The organism is Shewanella sp. WE21 (assembly GCF_002966515.1).
GTDB classification, from domain to species: domain Bacteria; phylum Pseudomonadota; class Gammaproteobacteria; order Enterobacterales; family Shewanellaceae; genus Shewanella; species Shewanella oncorhynchi.
This window is the reverse complement of record NZ_CP023019.1, coordinates 2,796,783-2,816,885: the sequence shown is the minus strand read 5'-3', so window position 1 is coordinate 2,816,885 and position 20,103 is coordinate 2,796,783. Positions and strand designations below refer to the sequence as shown.

Annotated in this window: 8 protein-coding genes and 3 rRNA genes; 4 read left to right on the top strand and 7 right to left on the bottom strand. The window is 46.7% G+C overall.

All coding sequences use genetic code 11. The features are described 5' to 3' along the window. Positions 1-40: 40 nt before the first annotated feature. The 3 genes from CKQ84_RS12310 to CKQ84_RS12300 are packed head-to-tail and all read left to right on the top strand — an operon-like array spanning position 41 to position 3,230. The gene (locus CKQ84_RS12310) at positions 41-310 is read left to right on the top strand and encodes a chaperone NapD (protein ID WP_105251508.1); all 270 of its coding nucleotides are present in this window, start codon (positions 41-43) and stop codon (positions 308-310) included. Then, a complete protein-coding gene (napA, locus tag CKQ84_RS12305; protein WP_105251507.1) occupies positions 307-2,802 on the top strand; it encodes a nitrate reductase catalytic subunit NapA in 2,496 nt (831 codons plus the stop codon). The genes CKQ84_RS12310 and napA overlap by 4 nt, the downstream gene beginning before the upstream one ends. Further along, on the top strand, positions 2,799-3,230 hold the full coding sequence (locus CKQ84_RS12300) for a nitrate reductase cytochrome c-type subunit (protein ID WP_105251506.1): 432 nt from the start codon (positions 2,799-2,801) through the stop codon (positions 3,228-3,230). The genes napA and CKQ84_RS12300 overlap by 4 nt, the downstream gene beginning before the upstream one ends. 268 nt (positions 3,231-3,498) lie before the next feature. Here the strand turns inward: CKQ84_RS12300 and CKQ84_RS12295 are convergent, their stop codons facing one another. Beyond that, positions 3,499-3,651, bottom strand: coding sequence for a hypothetical protein (locus tag CKQ84_RS12295; protein ID WP_081729124.1), 153 nt, complete (start codon positions 3,649-3,651; stop codon positions 3,499-3,501). A gap of 93 nt (positions 3,652-3,744) precedes the next feature. Here CKQ84_RS12295 and CKQ84_RS12290 point away from each other — a divergent pair, with 93 nt between their 5' ends. Then, a complete protein-coding gene (locus tag CKQ84_RS12290) occupies positions 3,745-4,632 on the top strand; it encodes a LysR family transcriptional regulator (RefSeq protein WP_105251505.1) in 888 nt (295 codons plus the stop codon). A 152-nt stretch (positions 4,633-4,784) separates the two neighbouring features. Here CKQ84_RS12290 and fusA read toward each other — a convergent pair whose 3' ends face one another. The 6 genes from fusA to CKQ84_RS12260 all read right to left on the bottom strand — a co-directional run bounded on the left by fusA (position 4,785) and on the right by CKQ84_RS12260 (position 20,026). Then, positions 4,785-6,878, bottom strand: a complete 2,094-nt coding sequence (gene fusA / locus CKQ84_RS12285) for an elongation factor G (RefSeq protein ID WP_105251504.1) — start codon at positions 6,876-6,878, stop codon at positions 4,785-4,787. 440 nt (positions 6,879-7,318) lie between these two features. Further along, the gene (locus CKQ84_RS12280; RefSeq protein ID WP_105251503.1) at positions 7,319-8,773 is read right to left on the bottom strand and encodes a diguanylate cyclase; all 1,455 of its coding nucleotides are present in this window, start codon (positions 8,771-8,773) and stop codon (positions 7,319-7,321) included. Positions 8,774-9,468: 695 nt separating this feature from the next. Then, positions 9,469-9,584, bottom strand: a 5S ribosomal RNA gene (gene rrf, locus CKQ84_RS12275). 139 nt (positions 9,585-9,723) lie between these two features. Beyond that, positions 9,724-12,626, bottom strand: a 23S ribosomal RNA gene (locus tag CKQ84_RS12270). Positions 12,627-12,988: 362 nt separating this feature from the next. Further along, a 16S ribosomal RNA gene (locus CKQ84_RS12265) occupies positions 12,989-14,533 on the bottom strand. Together the 16S, 23S and 5S rRNA genes form the textbook arrangement of a ribosomal RNA operon. 939 nt (positions 14,534-15,472) lie before the next feature. Next, positions 15,473-20,026: a biotin carboxylase N-terminal domain-containing protein gene (locus tag CKQ84_RS12260; RefSeq protein WP_105251502.1), complete on the bottom strand. Its 4,554-nt coding sequence runs from the start codon at positions 20,024-20,026 to the stop codon at positions 15,473-15,475. Positions 20,027-20,103: the final 77 nt, after the last annotated feature.

Sequence of the window (20,103 nt, the reverse complement as noted above, 5' to 3'; positions counted from 1 at the left end):
TCTTAGGCAACCGAGTTTACGCCACTACAGGTCATCCCATATGAGTCAGGAATACCACGTCACCAGCCTTGTGGTGCATGCCTCGCCTAAAGCCTTACAGCAGGTTGAAGCCAATATCCGCGCATTAGTGGGTACTGATATTCATGCAATTACACCCGAAGGAAAATTGGTCGTCACCCTAGAAGGGAGTAGCCAAAGAGCGATTCTTGACAATATTGAAGCCATCAATGCCCTGTCCGGCGTGTTATCTGCCAGCTTGATTTACCACCAAGTAGAACCATTAGCACAAGAGAGTGAGGAAATATTATGAGCATAAGCCGCCGCGAGTTTCTCAAGGCCAACGCAGCGGTTGCCGCTGCGACGGCCGTGGGCGTCACACTTCCCATTAAGATGGTCGAAGCCGCCGAACAAGCTGACAGTATCAAGTGGGATAAAGCTCCCTGCCGTTTCTGCGGTGTGGGGTGTAGCGTATTAGTGGGCACCCAAGCGGGCAAAGTGGTGGCCACTAAGGGCGATCCTGAAAGTCCAGTCAACCGTGGCCTTAACTGTATTAAAGGTTATTTCCTATCAAAAATCATGTACGGCAAGGACAGATTAACCACGCCATTGCTGCGGATGAAAGACGGCAAATACCATAAAGAAGGTGAGTTCACCCCAGTCAGTTGGGATGTGGCCTTCGATACTATGGCCGCGAAATGGAAACACAGTCTAGCCACCAAAGGTCCGACGTCAGTGGGTATGTTTGGCTCCGGCCAATGGACTATTTGGGAAGGTTATGCCGCCTCTAAACTTCATAAAGCAGGTTTCCTTACCAACAACATAGATCCCAATGCGCGCCACTGCATGGCCTCAGCTGTAGGCGGCTTTATGCGCACCTTCGGTATCGATGAGCCCATGGGTTGTTATGACGATTTAGAAGCCGCCGATCAGTTTGTGCTCTGGGGCGCAAACATGGCGGAGATGCACCCAATTCTGTGGGCACGAATATCCGATAGACGTTTAAGCAGTCCAACATGCCGAGTGCATGTGCTGTCGACCTTTGAGAACCGCAGCTTCGATTTAGCCGATAACCCTATGGTGTTCCGCCCACAGTCGGACTTAGTGATCCTCAACTTTATTGCCAATTACATTATTCAAAACAAAGCCATAAATACCGACTTTGTTACCAAACACACTAAGTTTGCCCTTGGGGTAGATGATATCGGCTATGGCCTGCGTCCAGATCATCCATTAGAGAAAAAAGCTAAAAATCCAGGCAATGGTAAATCCACGCCCATTAACTTTGACGAGTATGCCAAGTTTGTCAGCACTTATACGCTGGAATATGCCGCCAAGATGAGTGGCGTCGAGCCAGAGAAGCTGGAGATTTTAGCCAAAGCCTATGCCGACCCTAACGTTAAAGTCATGAGTCTGTGGACCATGGGCATTAACCAACACGTTCGCGGCGTGTGGGCGAACAACATGCTTTACAACATCCATTTGCTCACGGGCAAAATTGCCACACCGGGTAACAGTCCATTCTCGTTAACCGGTCAACCTTCGGCTTGCGGGACTGCCCGTGAAGTCGGTACTTTCGCCCACCGTTTACCCGCCGATATGGAAGTCACTAACGACAAGCACCGCGCCATTACCGAAAAGCTATGGCAAGTGCCTGAAGGGACAATTCCCGCCAAACCTGGCTACCATGCCGTACTCCAGAGCCGTATGCTCAAAGATGGCAAGCTCAACTGTTACTGGACCATGTGTACCAATAATATGCAGGCTGGCCCCAACATCAACGATGAAATCTATCCGGGTTTCCGTAATCCAGAAAACTTTATCGTGGTTTCAGATCCCTACCCAACCATCACAGCCATGGCGGCAGATTTAATTTTGCCAACGGCAATGTGGGTCGAGAAAGAAGGGGCTTACGGCAACGCCGAGCGCCGTACTCATATGTGGCATCAGCAAGTAAAAGCCCCAGAAGGCGCAACCTCAGATCTGTGGCAACTAGTCGAATTTTCGAAACGATTCAAAGTCTCCGAAGTCTGGCCAGCCGAACTGATAGCCAAACAACCGGAATACGCGGATAAAACCTTATATGAAGTGCTATTTGCCAATGGCGTGATCGACAAGTTCCCAACTTCCGATTGCAAAGCCGAATTAAACGATGAGAGCGAACACTTCGGTTTCTACCTGCAAAAAGGTATTTTCGAAGAATATGCAGCTTTCGGTCGTGGCCATGGCCATGATTTAGCCGACTTTGACCGTTACCACGAAACCCGCGGCCTACGCTGGCCAGTCGTTAATGGCAAAGAAACGCTGCGCCGTTTCGTTGAGGGGAGCGATCCTTATGTCAAAGCGGGTGAAGGCTTTAAATTCTATGGCAAGCCAGATGGCAAAGCGGTGATTTTCGCCCTGCCCTATGAGCCTGCCGCCGAAGAGCCGAATGAAGAATACGATTTGTGGATGTCGACTGGCCGCGTGCTGGAACATTGGCACACAGGCTCGATGACAGCCCGCGTACCAGAGCTTTACCGTGCCTACCCCGACGCGCAGATTTTCATGCATCCAGAAGATGCGAAAGCTCGCGGCGTACAACGTGGTGACGAAGTCATAGTGGCCTCACCGCGCGGTGAAGTGAAAACCCGAGTTGAAACCAAAGGCCGTAACAAACCGCCACGCGGCGTAGTATTTATGCCTTTCTTCGATGCGCGCCAGTTAGTCAACAAACTGATATTGGATGCGACCGATCCCCTGTCAAAAGAAACTGACTTTAAAAAATGCCCAGTGAAAGTCTTCAAGGCGGAGAATAACCAATGAGAAAAATACTCACCTTAACTGCGCTACTCGTCGCCATTACCGGCTGTTCAGGTCAGCAAACCTACACCAACGTAGCACCAGTTAATATTCAATCCCTCGCAGGAAACATGGCGATCACAGACACTCGCCCAGCCGATGCCATGGCGATTTATCCCAGTCGCGGCACCGCCATTGAGCGCAGTTTTAGCGAGCAACCACCGCTCATCCCACATAAGGACGATTACAAGATCACCTTAGATAAAAATGGCTGTTTAAGCTGCCATAGTTGGGACAAGGCAAAACGCATGAAAGCCACGCCAGTAGCTAAGTCCCACGTGATTGATGATAAAGGCACAGTTAACGGACATAACTATGCCTGTACTCAATGCCACGTCGCTCAGGCCGAAAACAAGCAACCACTCGTCGAGAATCAATTCTCCGGCAAGTAAATCTCCATCCCCTGCAGAGCAAAGCCATCCGAGTTTATGAGGGTGGCTTTTTTGCTATTTAAGCATCCAATCCTAATGAGTTGGCTTAGAGCCAGTAATGAGCATTCAAGTAAATATAAGACTAAACGTCTATCGCTGGTTCAGCATCCGTTGCTGAACAGTACTTTCACCAAGGAAGGGATTGAGCAGAAGTTAAAAAGGCAAAGTGAGAATAGAGGGAAATGAAAATAAGAGCAGAATCTAAAACACAGAAAAGTAAAAACCCAGCCTAGGCTGGGTTTACTTGTTGTTTTGCTTTATGCAAATCACCCGCTGGAGCCGTTTTAGTTACTTGCGCCGCTTTAGCGTTTTGCACATCTTTTGCCACAGGCATAGCCGCCTGCCACAAAGCACCTACCCACAGACTTGAACTTGATTTCATCGGTATTCCCCTGTTTTGTTAACAAGGTCAAAGTAATACTTAGGCTATCATTAGTAAAATGAATAAATTCCATAATATGGATTCCATTTGAGCATGAACATCCCAATCAAGACCTTACAGTGTTTTCTGACCTTAGTGGAAACTGAAAACTTTACCCGCGCCGCGCAGAAATGTTTTATCACCCAGCCGACACTAAGCAAAATAATCCAGAGACTTGAAGAAAGCCTTGGTGAAACCTTGCTGATCCGAAATAACCAAAAGGTTGAGTTAACTCAAGCTGGTCAGCTCTTTGAGCACAGTGCACGGGAAATCCTCGGCCAATGGCATAGACTGCAGGAGGACATGAGTAACCTTAGCGGTCTTAAATCGGGGCGGTTGCGACTGGGTGTATGTCCTATGATGAGCAGTCTTATTATTGGTTTGCTCACTAGCTATCGTAAGCGTTATCCGGGAGTTGAACTACACATGTATGAGTACGGTGGATTCGGCTGCGAACAAGCATTGCTCAATAACAGTCTCGATATCGCCTTTACCGCGCTACCCACGACCCATGAGACAGAACTCGTCAACCAACCCCTAACTAAGTACCCTTTACTCGCATGCCTGCCTGAAGGACATCCCTTAGCCGAGAAAGACCACTTAAAATGGCAGGACTTCCAGCCCTATCCTTTTATCCTCTATAACGAAGACTTCTCCCTCGCTAAACTGATTAATCGCCTCAGTCGCAAAGCAGGTGTTCAACTCAATATTGCCTTTCGCAGCGGCCAGTGGGATTTCCTTGCCGCCATGGTCGAAGCCGATATGGGCGTCGCTATTTTACCTGAGCCTATCTGCAATAGATTAAGCACCAGTAAACTGGTCTTTAAACCTATGCAGCCCGCAATGACATGGGATCTGGCGCTTATTTGGCGCCAAAGTTTACCTTTAACACCGGCAGCCAAGGCCTTGCTTGAATTGAGTAAACAAAAAACTGAACGCTGAGAAGATAAAGCGAGAACTAACATTATTTTAAACAACGGGATACGAAACTTCGTCAGCCGTAGCGGGTGATTACAGTTGGATCTCTCCCATAAAAAAACCGCTGCGAGCCTAGAGGCCGACAGCGGTTTTTATTAGCCAAGATAAGTTAAGAATTACTTCTTAGCTTCAGCAGCTTTACGTTCTTTAACTTGAGCAACAACTTTCTCAGCTACGCTAGCTGGACATTGGCTGTAGTGTGAGAACTCCATAGAGAACTGACCACGACCAGAAGTCATTGTACGTAAGGTACCGATATAACCGAACATTTCTGATAACGGTACATCAGCTTTAACGCGAACACCTGTTACACCAGCAACTTGGTCTTTGATCATACCGCGACGACGGTTTAAGTCACCGATCACATCACCTACGTTGTCATCTGGGCTGAACACGTCAACTTTCATGATTGGCTCAAGAAGTTGTGGTTTAGCTTTAGCGATAGACTGACGGAAAGCGCCTTTAGCAGCGATTTCGAACGCGATTGCTGATGAGTCAACTGCGTGGAATGCACCGTCAGTTAATTCGAACTCAACGTCTAACACTGGGAAGCCAGCGATAGTACCTGTGTTCATCATGCTCGCGAAACCTTTCTCAACTGCTGGCCAGAATTCCTTCGGAACGCTACCACCAACAACTGAAGATTTGAACACGAAACCAGTGTTTGGCTCACCTGGGCGGATGATATATTCGATCTTACCGAATTGACCAGAACCACCAGATTGTTTCTTGTGAGTGTATTGATCTTCAACCATTTGAGTAATGGTTTCACGGTAAGCAACTTGTGGCTCACCTACGATCAATTCAACACCATAAGTACGCTTCAGAATGTCTACTTTGATATCTAAGTGAAGTTCACCCATACCTTTAAGGATGGTTTCACCTGAATCTTCGTCAGTTTCTACGCGGAATGATGGATCTTCAGCGATCATCTTACCGATAGCGATACCCATTTTCTCAGAACCGCCTTTATCTTTTGGCGCTACTGCAATAGAGATAACTGGCTCTGGGAACACCATAGCTTCTAAAGTAACTGGGTGTTTCACGTCACATAAAGTGTGACCAGTTTGAACGTTCTTCATACCCACGATAGCGATAATGTCGCCAGCTTGAGCTGATTCAATTTCAATACGGTCGTCAGCGTACATTTCACACATACGGCCGATACGTTCAGTTTTGCCAGTCGCGCTGTTCAGGATGGTATCACCCTTCTTCAGACGGCCAGAGTAGATACGTACGAAAGTCAGGGCACCGAAACGGTCATCCATGATTTTGAACGCTAACGCTTTTAATGGCTCATCAGCAGAAACGATAGCGAATTCGCCAGTTTCGTTGCCTTCTTCGTCAGTCAATGGTTGTGGATCAACTTCGTCTGGTGCTGGTAAATAATCAACAACAGCATCAAGAACCAGTTGCATACCTTTGTTCTTGAACGCAGAACCGCAGTATGTTGGGAAGAATGCCAGTTTGCGAGTACCAGTACGAATACAACGCTTGATGTCTTCGATAGATGGCTCTTCGCCTTCCATGTACGCTTCCATCACTGCATCGTCTTGTTCAACTGCAGTTTCGATCAGCATTTCACGGTATTCTTCAACCATGTCAACCATATCAGCAGGAACGTCTAATACTTCGAAGTTTTCTGGAATACCAGAATCATCCCACACGTATGCTTTACGAGTTAATAGGTCAACAACACCAGTGAATTCGTCTTCAACACCGATTGGCAGAACCATAACCAGTGGAGTTGCAGCTAATACGTCTTTAGTTTGCTTAACAACGCGTAAGAAGTCAGCACCCATACGGTCTAACTTGTTTACGAAGATAATACGCGCAACTTCAGATTCGTTCGCATAGCGCCAGTTAGTTTCTGATTGAGGCTCAACACCGCCTGAACCACAGAATACACCGATACCGCCATCAAGCACTTTCAGAGAACGATAAACTTCAACGGTGAAGTCAACGTGTCCTGGGGTGTCGATAACGTTGAAACGGTGATCTTTCCAGAAGCAACTTACAGCAGCGGACTGAATAGTAATACCGCGCTCAGCTTCCTGTACCATGAAGTCAGTGGTAGATTCACCATCGTGAACTTCACCGATTTTATGGATCTTACCGGTTAGCTTAAGGATACGCTCGGTGGTCGTGGTTTTACCCGCGTCAACGTGAGCGAAGATACCAATGTTTCTGTATTTGGATAATTCGGTCATGATTCAACTTTAATGAGTAGTTTAAGAAGTAGACGGAGTATGCGACAAACACCGACACACCGCACATCAGATTATTTTAGGCGCATATTGTAAATTGGAACCCTGCTCGGCGCAAATGGCTAGAGTACTTTTTCACGATAAAGTCGCGTAATAATTTAGGTAAATAGCCATAAACACGAACTAAAACAGATAAGTAAAACACTTTAGCTTATTTTTCACTCAATCAATAAAAAACCTTAAATAAACCTCATTTTAATGGGATAAAGCGATTTTCAAGGAATTTCTATCATATCGTCAGTACAAACATCAAACATTAACCTGCAAGCATGGATGCTAGAACAATCATGTTATACCTATCTCCAAAATAGAGATGACATCCGCGACTCACTTCAATCACAGTCTTTTAGCCAAATAACCACAAATCAGTCTTGAGTAAACCCTTACGTGTCGATGCACATTTGATTACGCCCTTGTGCTTTAGCACGATAAAGGGCTCGATCTGCACGCTCAAAACACAATTGTATAGGTTCGTTTTCTGCGAGCTTAGCGACACCAAAACTACAAGTTAAGTGAACATTGTCAGTAAATTGATAATTGTTAATCCTCTGCGCAATCCGCACACACAAGCTTTCAACTAATGGCAATGATGACTGTTGGCAGAGGATCACAAATTCTTCGCCACCCCAACGTGCGACCACATCAGAATCACGCACACAGTGCTGTAATACCTGTGACACTTGCTCAAGGATCCGATCACCGACGTTATGCCCTAGCGTGTCATTAATCTCTTTAAAGTAGTCGATATCAATCATTACAAGACACATGCCTGCCCCAGCGGATTTATCATGCTGCTCGTTATTAATAAAAAAGCGATTAAAGTAATGTCGGTTATACAATTTAGTTAAGGGGTCGTGGGTAGATAAAAATTCGAGTTCGGCATTTGACGCTTCAAGCTGTTCGCGTAAAGTTTCCAACTGCTTATTCTTATCGGTTAATCTTCGATTATATTGACTCATAAAGTAAGTTCTCGCCCCCAACATTAGGAGCAACAGACACGTCGCACAGATAATTTGATACACAAGCGAATAGTTAGTCTCATCTATCACAGTCACATTATTCCACTTCTGATAAATCGTGATCCGCTCTTGCTCACTCACAGTGTTTAAGGCTTTATTTATCACAGGTAACAAGGACTCTTGACCATAAGCGACCCCCATCCGTAACTCATCTTCCGGCCCGCCCCAACCCGCAATTTTTAAATGTTCAAATCCCATTTGTTGAATGTAAGCGTTAACCGAAAACATTGACCCAACAAACAGATCTGCACGTTTATCCAGAACCGACTGCAATCCCGCAGGTTCACTGGCAACAGTAAGCATCTCTATCTGAGGATAATAATGCTGAATATACTCAGCTAAACGATAACCTTTTGGCACGGCTAAAATACGCGTATTGATATTCTCCAATCCTTGCAGAAAAGGCTCTTCTTTAAGTGAAACAAGCACATTGGGTGAGCGGAAATAGACATCACTGAAGTGCAGATAAGTCTCGCGTATTAGCGTTTTATTCAACATAGGGGTTAAATCGCACTGACCACTTTGCAAAAAAGATAAAGTTTCGGTCCAAGAAGATGTCGGCACTAGCTGAAACTTAAGGGAAGAATGTGACTCAACATGACGAATATAATCCGATGAAATGCCCAGATGTTTACCTTCTCGTATTCCTTCATAGGGCAGCCAATCAGGATCAACGCAATAACGGACCATAACAGCAGACTTGACGCTAACATCTTGATCCGCAAGTTTAGTACTAGACGCGAGGAAACGATCAGCATTCACCAGTAATGGCATACACAGCAATAGCGACAATAACCTCAATAAGCCACGCAATTCCATTGAAATTTCAACCTAAAAGCTGATGCTAGATGGGGAATGTAAAAAAGTGTATACGTGAAAACCACACAATACCAATTCCCATCATTGCTTATACGAAACGCTCGTTTGTCCATTGTGTCTTAACGCCTTCGTACATCAGCAAAACTTATTTTCATAAGGTGATCAGTTGATGGGAAAGAACGTTGCTAAGTTCACTCAGTCCTAAATTCACTCAATCTGAGTTTGATATCACATTTTAAAAAGCCAATATTTATCGCTTGTTTCATCATCAGGGCTATCCTAAATCCCCCCTTACTCGCCATCCAAAGCCATCATAGCGTCTTTTGCAAACTGCGCTTATAGGAGCCTTAACTTCTACAGCTACGTTCTTTGGCCGCTATACCGCGATCATGATGGACTGTGCGGGTGGCATCAAACAAAGATGGCAGAAGATTTTTTAATCTGAGATAAAGCTGCCGCCTTATTCTCCGGAACTGAATCTGATAGAACAGTTGTAGCGGATATTAATAGAATTGATATAAAGCCAAATGGTGCACATTATTCGTATCGTGGAAGGTAAAAAAGGGATTATCGAGAGAAAAATAGGAGGAAAACTGACTAATTAAATAGACACTAGGCTGTATTTAACAAATTGCAGACGCAAAAAAGCCAGCTTATTCAGCTGGCTTCGTTGCATCTCAATGAGATAATTAGGCGCTTGGCGATGACCTACTCTCACATGGGGAGACCCCACACTACCATCGGCGCGTTTGCGTTTCACTTCTGAGTTCGGGATGGGATCAGGTGGTTCCACAAGGCTATTGTCACCAAGCAAATTCTGTTTATTACCGTGTCCATCTCTGGCTCACGTTAATAATAATTCGGAAAGCTGATTTTCTTTGTTTGAGTTCAAACTTTATCAAGTATCTGTATTCTGTCTAAGGCTTCTTTGTAAAACCCATCTGGGTTGTATGGTTAAGCCTCTCGAGTCATTAGTACATGTTAGCTCAACGCCTCACAACGCTTACACACCATGCCTATCAACGTCCTAGTCTCGAACGGCTCTTTAGAGGAATTAAATTCCTAGGGATGACTCATCTTAGGGCTCGCTTCCCGCTTAGATGCTTTCAGCGGTTATCGATTCCGAACGTAGCTACCGGGCAATGCCATTGGCATGACAACCCGAACACCAGCGGTTCGTCCACTCCGGTCCTCTCGTACTAGGAGCAGCTCCCTTCAATCATCCAACGCCCACGGCAGATAGGGACCGAACTGTCTCACGACGTTCTGAACCCAGCTCGCGTACCACTTTAAATGGCGAACAGCCATACCCTTGGGACCGACTTCAGCCCCAGGATGTGATGAGCCGACATCGAGGTGCCAAACACCGCCGTCGATATGAACTCTTGGGCGGTATCAGCCTGTTATCCCCGGAGTACCTTTTATCCGTTGAGCGATGGCCCTTCCATTCAGAACCACCGGATCACTATGACCTACTTTCGTACCTGCTCGACGTGTATGTCTCGCAGTTAAGCTGGCTTATGCCATTGCACTAACCGTACGATGTCCGACCGTACTTAGCCAACCTTCGTGCTCCTCCGTTACTCTTTGGGAGGAGACCGCCCCAGTCAAACTACCCACCAGGCACTGTCCCTAATCCCGATAAGGGACCTAGGTTAGAACATCAAAACTACAAGGGTGGTATTTCAAGGACGACTCCATCATGACTAGCGTCACAACTTCAAAGTCTCCCACCTATCCTACACATGTAGGTTCAATGTTCAGTGCCAAGCTATAGTAAAGGTTCACGGGGTCTTTCCGTCTAGCCGCGGGTATACGGCATCTTCACCGCAATTTCAACTTCACTGAGTCTCGGCTGGAGACAGCGTGGCCATCATTACGCCATTCGTGCAGGTCGGAACTTACCCGACAAGGAATTTCGCTACCTTAGGACCGTTATAGTTACGGCCGCCGTTTACCGGGGCTTCGATCATGAGCTTCTCTTGCGATAACCCAATCAATTAACCTTCCGGCACCGGGCAGGCGTCACACCGTATACTTCCTCTTGCGAGTTTGCACAGTGCTGTGTTTTTGATAAACAGTTGCAGCCACCTGGTATCTGCGACTCCCGTCAGCTTAGAGAGCAAGTCTCATCACCAACAGGAGCGTACCTTCTCCCGAAGTTACGGTACCATTTTGCCTAGTTCCTTCAGCCGAGTTCTCTCAAGCGCCTTGGTATTCTCTACCCGACCACCTGTGTCGGTTTGGGGTACGATTCCCACTAACCTGAAGCTTAGAAGATTTTCCTGGAAGCATGGCATCAACTACTTCAGTCCCTTAGGACCTCGTCATCAGCTCTCAGTGTGTACATTAAAGTACGTGTCCCCGGATTTGCCTAAGAACACCACCTACCACCTTAAACGCGGACTACCAACGCCGCGCTAGCCTAGCCTTCTCCGTCTCTCCATCGCAGTTAGCGGAAGTACAGAAATATTAATCTGTTTCCCATCGATTACGCCTTTCGGCCTCACCTTAGGGGTCGACTCACCCTGCCCCGATTAACGTTGGACAGGAACCCTTGGTCTTTCGGCGAGGGGGTTTTTCACCCCCTTTATCGTTACTCATGTCAGCATTCGCACTTCTGATACCTCCAGCGTGGGTTACCCCTTCACCTTCAACGGCTTACAGAACGCTCCTCTACCGCGCACAGTAAACTGTGCACCCGTAGCTTCGGTGACTAGCTTAGCCCCGTTACATCTTCCGCGCAGGCCGACTCGACTAGTGAGCTATTACGCTTTCTTTAAATGATGGCTGCTTCTAAGCCAACATCCTAGCTGTCTAAGCCTTCCCACATCGTTTCCCACTTAGCTAGTACTTTGGGACCTTAGCTGACGGTCTGGGTTGTTTCCCTTTTGACGACGGACGTTAGCACCCGCCGTCTGTCTCCCGAGTAGTACTCATTGGTATTCGGAGTTTGCAAAGGGTTGGTAAGTCGGGATGACCCCCTAGCCTTAACAGTGCTCTACCCCCAATGGTATTCGCTCGAGGCGCTACCTAAATAGCTTTCGAGGAGAACCAGATATCTCCCGGTTTGATTGGCCTTTCACCCCCAGCCACAAGTCATCCGCTAATTTTTCAACATTAGTCGGTTCGGTCCTCCAGTTGATGTTACTCAACCTTCAACCTGCCCATGGCTAGATCACCGGGTTTCGGGTCTACACCTTGCAACTAAACGCGCAGTTAACACTCGGTTTCCCTACGGCTCCGCTATTCGCTTAACCTCGCTACAAAATGTAAGTCGCTGACCCATTATACAAAAGGTACGCAGTCACGGTCTCAAGAACCGCTCCCACTGCTTGTACGTATACGGTTTCAGGTTCTATTTCACTCCCCTCACAGGGGTTCTTTTCGCCTTTCCCTCACGGTACTGGTTCACTATCGGTCAGTCAGGAGTATTTAGCCTTGGAGGATGGTCCCCCCATATTCAAACAGGATGTCACGTGTCCCGCCTTACTCGTTTTCATCAATGGTTAGTTTTCATGTACGGGGCTATCACCCTGTGCCGCTGCGCTTTCCAACGCATTCCACTAACACCCCACTGACTTAAGGGCTAATCCCCGTTCGCTCGCCGCTACTAGGGGAATCTCGGTTGATTTCTTTTCCTAAGGGTACTTAGATGTTTCAGTTCCCCTCGTTCGCCTCGCAACACTATGTATTCATGTTGCGATAACAGCTTATGCTGCTGGGTTCCCCCATTCGGACATCGTTAGCTCAAATGCTTGTTACTAGCTCGCCAACGCTTTTCGCAAGTTACTACGTCCTTCATCGCCTCTGACTGCCAAGGCATCCACCGTATACGCTTAGTCGCTTAACCATACAACCCAAATGAGTTTCACTCACCTGCGCCGCATTGCGACCAGCTTGGTTTTACTTGTCTCACTTCTGACCAAAGAAGTGGACGCGCCTTAGACGTAAACTATTCAGCAAAGAATAATTTACTATTGAATATTCAAGACACTTAATAAAGTGTTTGAGAACTCATGTTCAATGCTTTCGCATTAAACGTTTTGTAATTAATCACATGACAGACTCATGTAATTAAATACTATCAGCTTTCCAAATTGTTAAAGAACAACATCTACCTGCAAGAGGGATGTTTCGCTCTGACTTCTCCTGAGAGAAGCTAAACAAGCAATCTGTGTGAACACTCAACAAACATTAAGTTAGTCGTATAGGTAAGGAGGTGATCCAGCCCCAGGTTCCCCTAGGGCTACCTTGTTACGACTTCACCCCAGTCATGAACCACAAAGTGGTGAGCGCCCCCCCGAAGGTTAAGCTACCCACTTCTTTTGCAGCCCACTCCCATGGTGTGACGGGCGGTGTGTACAAGGCCCGGGAACGTATTCACCGTGGCATTCTGATCCACGATTACTAGCGATTCCGACTTCATGGAGTCGAGTTGCAGACTCCAATCCGGACTACGACGAGCTTTGTGAGATTAGCTCCACCTCGCGGCTTTGCAACCCTCTGTACTCGCCATTGTAGCACGTGTGTAGCCCTACTCGTAAGGGCCATGATGACTTGACGTCGTCCCCACCTTCCTCCGGTTTATCACCGGCAGTCTCCCTAGAGTTCCCACCATTACGTGCTGGCAAATAAGGATAGGGGTTGCGCTCGTTGCGGGACTTAACCCAACATTTCACAACACGAGCTGACGACAGCCATGCAGCACCTGTCTCACGGTTCCCGAAGGCACTAAGCTATCTCTAGCGAATTCCGTGGATGTCAAGAGTAGGTAAGGTTCTTCGCGTTGCATCGAATTAAACCACATGCTCCACCGCTTGTGCGGGCCCCCGTCAATTCATTTGAGTTTTAACCTTGCGGCCGTACTCCCCAGGCGGTCTACTTAATGCGTTAGCTTGAGAGCCCAGTGTTCAAGACACCAAACTCCGAGTAGACATCGTTTACGGCGTGGACTACCAGGGTATCTAATCCTGTTTGCTCCCCACGCTTTCGTGCATGAGCGTCAGTCTTTGTCCAGGGGGCCGCCTTCGCCACCGGTATTCCTCCAGATCTCTACGCATTTCACCGCTACACCTGGAATTCTACCCCCCTCTACAAGACTCTAGTTCGCCAGTTCGAAATGCTATTCCTAGGTTGAGCCCAGGGCTTTCACATCTCGCTTAACAAACCGCCTGCGCACGCTTTACGCCCAGTAATTCCGATTAACGCTCGGACCCTCCGTATTACCGCGGCTGCTGGCACGGAGTTAGCCGGTCCTTCTTCTGTAGGTAACGTCACAGATATAACGTATTAAGTTACACCCTTTCCTCCCTACTGAAAGTGCTTTACAACCCGAAGGCCTTCTTCACACACGCGGCATGGCTGCATCAGGGTTTCCCCCATTGTGCAATATTCCCCACTGCTGCCTCCCGTAGGAGTCTGGGCCGTGTCTCAGTCCCAGTGTGGCTGATCATCCTCTCAGAACAGCTAGGGATCGTCGCCTTGGTGAGCCATTACCTCACCAACTAGCTAATCCCACCTAGGTTCATCCAATCGCGGAAGGCCCGAAGGTCCCCTCCTTTCCCCCGTAGGGCGTATGCGGTATTAGCAGTCGTTTCCAACTGTTATCCCCCTCGACTGGGCAGATCCCTAGGCATTACTCACCCGTCCGCCGCTCGCCGGCAAAGATAGCAAGCTATCTTCCCGCTGCCGCTCGACTTGCATGTGTTAGGCCTGCCGCCAGCGTTCAATCTGAGCCATGATCAAACTCTTCAATTAAAGTTTTGTTGCTTCCGTCTTGCGACTTCAGCGGCTCAATGAATTCTGATTTTTTTGTTTCTCGCTAAAAGAAACAAACTGTACATATTACTATGAACACTCATTGTTACATTGATTTAAATTTTTGACTGCCAACCCGAAGGTTAAGCAGTTTCGATTAACTCAACACCTGTGAGTGTCCACACAGATTTCTTGTTTTATCTTGTTAAAGAGCAACTCAATATTCGTAAGAGAACTTGAGTACCACACTGAGCGTTGAACGCTTCCAGTTGGCTAGGGCTGCGTATTCTACGCATTTCCCGTTTCGCGTCAAGGAGTTTTTGCAAACTTTCTTTTCGCTCATCAATCAGTAAACTCATCAATGAACCGTCACATCAGGCTGCTAAACGCTGTCTGCCGTGTCAGTGGATGCGCATTATAGGGAGCAGGAGATTTTGTGCAACCCCTATTTTAAGGAAATTTGCAGTTAATTCTAATTATCTAATCTAGCCACACCATATCCACCACTTACCCCCAAAGTTATCCACACCCCGCTCATTTTAGACTCAGTTTCAACTTAAAATGAGGTTTGATGAGCCTCTATATACGAATAAAGCACGGAGATTCCGTTGATTCTCGAGGCCAGAGGTGGATTCTTGATGCAGCTTGTTCTAATAAATGGGCGAACGATAGATTAAAGAGACTCTTTGCCGACTTAATCAGAGATACAGGTCGTATTGCACAAAGCTGATATTGGCCACTTGTTAGTGATGAGCTTATCTATTAAAGCTAAGTTGATTCATCAAAGACGTCATGCACATTAAGAGTAGCATGTGCGCTTACCTATATTTAGTGACAGGATATTTAGTGACAGGAAATTTAGTGGCAATAATTTAGAAGCAAAAAAATACCCGCCAATGCGGGTATTTTCTCATTCAGCTATGGCGTTAAACGCTGAGCTTATTCTTCAACAGGCGAGACCACGAACAGTAAGTCGCCTTGAGACACTTGCTGACCATTGCTGTTCAGGATGCGCTCGATACGATACTTCTTATCTTCAGGGTACAGAATCGCACTCTGACGGTTAAAGCCGGCTAAGGTCACTTGCGAGAACATCTTCATCGCTTCTGTTAGTGCTAGCGTTTGATCGACTGTGACTATGTCACCTTCTTTCACGAAGTCCGCTTCACCCGGTGCAGAAGAGGTATAGAAGATACCTGCGCCTTGGGCTAACACTTTCAGTTCGTTACTTTCGCCAACACGCAGTGACTCAGTGTCTACTTCCACAGTTTCAGCGGCAGCTTCCATTTCTGCTATCAACGCAGGAATGTCGAGCTCAGCCATTAAGCGTGGTAGATAGTTAGTGTCGTAAACACCTTCGTTGAAGGTACCATCTTTCAGGATCAGCTTGAGTAACGGAATGTTAGTCGCGATGCCTTTCAGCACTACACTGTCTAAGTATTCGTACAGTTTGGCAATGACATCTTCACGGTTTTCACCGCGCATGATGATTTGCGCAATCAAGCTATCGTAGTATGGCGATACTTCTTTACCTGGCGCAGCAATCGAAATGATTTCCACATCTGGATGATCTGGGAACACACACTCAGTGATCTTGCCCGGATTTGGGATCAGTTGCAGTATACCATGGCTATCAAGCGCCGCTTTCTCAGCCGTCACACGTACTTCCATCGCATAACCAATTTCTTTCGGTTCTAACGCTGCAATCGAACGGCCAGCAGCAATATCAAACTGCGCGCTAACGATATCAATACCTGAAGTCGCTTCCGTAACTGGATGCTCAACCTGCAGACGCGTGTTCATTTCCATGAAGTAGACTTCGTTTGCATCTAAGTTATAGATGAACTCAACGGTACCTGCGCCCATGTAATCGGTCGCGTCGCCTAAGGCACGGGTATAAGCCAGCACTTGTCGCTTCAGCTCATCCGGCAACATAGTTGAGCCAGATTCTTCGACCACTTTTTGGTTGTTACGTTGAACCGAACAGTCACGCAAACCTAATACTTTCGCGTTGCCGAACTTATCACGCAGTAACTGCACTTCGATGTGACGCAGTGATGTCACATATTTCTCTAAGTACAAGTCACCGTTACCAAAGGCTGCAGCCGCTTCGGTTGCAGTTTTTTGGAATAAACCAATCATGTCTTCAGGACGTTTTACAACCTGAATACCTTTACCGCCACCACCTTGTACCGCTTTAAGCAGTACTGGATAGCCGATTTCGCTCGCCACGTTTACGGCTTGTTCAGCATTGGTCAGAATACCGTGCGAACCAGGCACAACAGGTACGTTTTGCGCTTGCGATGTCTTAATTGCGTTCGACTTGTTACCCATAGTCGTCATTGAATGCACGCTAGGACCGACGAAGTTAACACCGTTATTCACACACAATGCAGCAAACTGCGGGCTTTCTGATAGGAAACCGATACCTGGATGCAATGCATCAACCTGTTCATATTCGGCTACTTTCAGCACAGAGTATGCGTTCAAGTAACTTTCATCCGATGTGTTACCACCGAGACAAACTAACTTGTCGGTTTCTTTGAGCATGTCCGCGGGCACTGATGTCATATCAGGATCAGACGCCACTAATACCACATTGATATTATTGTCGTGAGCCTTACGAATAAGTTTCACAGCTGTACAACCACGAGCGTGAACCAATACTTTGTTAATTGGCTTCATTAACTTACGTGGATCGTTCTGCACGATCACTTCTTCTTCAACAGTAGCTTCAACCACTAAGGTCGACAGTGCATTGATGATCACATCGTTGATTTTTGCCGAAGGCATTGGCATCAGAGGATCGATACCCGCTAACTGAGAGTCTAAATTGTCGCTGAATGGGTTATGGACTAAGCCCGCCATCGCACCAGGAACTTTTGACAAATAGTTAGAAAGCGTTGCCGTTGATGGTAAGTAAGCTGGCACCACCATTTGACCTGCGAATGGCATGTTAGTACCAGACAGATAGTAAGTTTGCACCAATGGGTGAGTCACAAAACTCGCCTGCGCACCACCGGTACAGTCACCAAAACCAAACATCAATACTGGCAATTCGTTATCACGAATAAAACGCGTAATACGATCGTTCACAACGGCCATAGAGAATAGCGCCGCGGCACCTTCTTTAGTCTGCATCCCGCCTGAACTGATAAAGCACACAACGGGTAACTTACGCTTAGCACACTCAATCAATAGTGCAGAGAATTTCTCAGCACTGGCCATATCAAATGCACCCGCTTGGAATGCGGTGTTAGACACAGCCACACCCACACGCACTTTTTGACCTTTTTCTTTAAAGTCAGCAATACCTGTGATCAAACCACATGGGCGAATGCCTTTATCTAATGCGTCTTCAATCGATAAACGGAAGCCTGGGAAGTTGAGCAAGTTAGCCGACATTTTGTCGCCGTTGATCTCTTCGAAATGGGTAAAGAACTGCTTCACCACATTTTCCCAAGTCATGTTGCCTTTACGTTTTTCGTCACGCAGCACTTTTTGGATCAATAGATCCTGATAACCCATGGTCAAGCGGTTCCAGAAGTCCTTACGACGACCGATACGCACAGGGTTGATCGCACCAGTGTACTTGCTGGTATCGCTTTCACTATCGAAATACTCAGGCAGTAAACGCTCGAAGAAGTAAGTCAGTACCACGAATAGACTGTCGTTAAGTTGTGGGAAACCCACACTCTTCCACTGCTCTACTCGCACCAACAAATCGGCGCGGTTCGATTGACCCATAAAATACTTGAGCCACTTATAGAACTTAGCTTTGTCGTTCGAGGTATCTTGCGTCGACAATGCATGGTCAATTGACTTGTGCAACAGGTTGTTCACTGAGTTACGTGACAAACTCTTTGACATCATGGCTTCTTTCGCGATTGACGCTAAGCTGCCCACAACGTTGTCATACAAGGCATTGAAGATCAGAATGTTATGGCATTGCCAAATAAAGTCTTCACGCAGTTCTTCATTTACCACCACATCAAGCACAGTCAGCTGATTCAGCTCAGGCCATTTAGCTTGAGTCACAGACTTTGGCAAACTTTCTAAGTGTTGAATCAGCCCTTTAAAGTTGTTAGCCGCATTGCTCTTCCAGCGATGATACAAAGACCAGCTGATGTTAAATAACAGCGCCTTACGTGCTTTTTTATAGTTCTCTTTTGGCTCCCCCAAAATCAAACGTGTCAGCATGTTACGCTCGGTAGAGACTTCGTCACGTTTAGCGACAAAGTTAGTCCACAATTTATTCAAATCTTCGTCATAAACTAGCTTGTCAGGGTTAGACAACCAAGCTTGGAACACACGGTCTTGTTCCTGTTGAATACGTGCCAACAGATCACCTTCTGGCACACTAGCACGTGACAGACGACCATATTGCTCTTGAGAAATAGAATGGATACGGCTACGTAGCGTTAAATAACGCAAATAGCGATAGGCGCTACCGAACAAGTTATGGTGACTGGTCGGGCTCGTTGCCACAGCCAATTCTGCGTTCAGTTCCAAAGCCATCAAGTTTTTAGATGGATTAAGGAAACGAGTTAAACTGCGATCATAATGCTCACGTAAATCTTTAGATTCACGCACAAAATTCATCGCTGCACGCTCAACCGCTTCTACGCTGCTAATAATAGCGCGGCGCAGATTGTGCTGACGCTCGTCGCGATCGCCCGGTGAAAAGTCGATAATACCGTCGATACAACCTGAGGTATAAAGCTCTTCTGGTGATACACCCACAGATTTCGCACATTCTTGCCAAGATAAGTTGTACTTACGGGCAATACTTTGCAGACCTTGTGGCTGGATCGTGTTGAAAATACCGTCACGCAACGACAACAGAATGTTCGCCGCCGCTAATGGAATTGCGCCACCAGAATAACCAGCACCAATTACGATACCGACTGTCGGTACGTCAACGTTGGCACTTTCTGCGATGGCTTTAGAAATTGAATGCGCTTGGTTTTGGCTGTTAGCGATTTCGCCAGCATCCGCCCCTGGGGTATCAATTAAATAGATAATAGGCATAGACAATTCGGCGAAATGACGAATTGCTTTACAAGCGGCGTAATGATGCTCAGGCATCCAAGCACCGTTAGCGGTAGTGCGTTCTTGGGCAATAAAGCCAATACGACGAGTGCGTGAACCAAAGTTCAGCTCGACCTCAGCACTGTAAAAAGAGCCCAAGTGAGTTTCCGTAATCAAACGACCTTTAAGATCGGCAATAATACGTTTTGCACCAGGACGACCTTTATCTTGGGTCGGCTGGATCACTTTAGCAACGTAACCGTCGACATCTAAAGATGCCAAGTCTTTTAAGTTTGCTTGAATAGCATCCTCATTTAAAAGACCTTTAATTTCTTCCGATAAACTCTGTTTACTGTGCTTAGGAAACAGAGAAAAATCTTTTGCCAAATGCTCGGCCTGTAAAAAAAGCGGATCGGGCGTTTGGGCTTGAGTCATGTGTTTGGGCTGATTATTGCTGGTCATCAAAAGATCCTCTGCTTAGCCTCTGAAAATTTTTAGCCAATAAATATAACTTTGTTATCCCGTCAAATGCCATTAAA

Coding starts and splice junctions, on each gene's coding strand:
- CKQ84_RS12310 (WP_105251508.1), top strand. CDS start 41: ATGAGTCAGGAATACCACGTCACCAGCCTTGTGGTGCATGCCTCGCCT.
- CKQ84_RS12290 (WP_105251505.1), top strand. CDS start 3,745: ATGAACATCCCAATCAAGACCTTACAGTGTTTTCTGACCTTAGTGGAA.
- CKQ84_RS12280 (WP_105251503.1), bottom strand. CDS start 8,773: ATGGAATTGCGTGGCTTATTGAGGTTATTGTCGCTATTGCTGTGTATG.
- CKQ84_RS12260 (WP_105251502.1), bottom strand. CDS start 20,026: ATGACCAGCAATAATCAGCCCAAACACATGACTCAAGCCCAAACGCCC.
- napA (WP_105251507.1), top strand. CDS start 307: ATGAGCATAAGCCGCCGCGAGTTTCTCAAGGCCAACGCAGCGGTTGCC.
- fusA (WP_105251504.1), bottom strand. CDS start 6,878: ATGACCGAATTATCCAAATACAGAAACATTGGTATCTTCGCTCACGTT.
- CKQ84_RS12295 (WP_081729124.1), bottom strand. CDS start 3,651: ATGAAATCAAGTTCAAGTCTGTGGGTAGGTGCTTTGTGGCAGGCGGCT.
- CKQ84_RS12300 (WP_105251506.1), top strand. CDS start 2,799: ATGAGAAAAATACTCACCTTAACTGCGCTACTCGTCGCCATTACCGGC.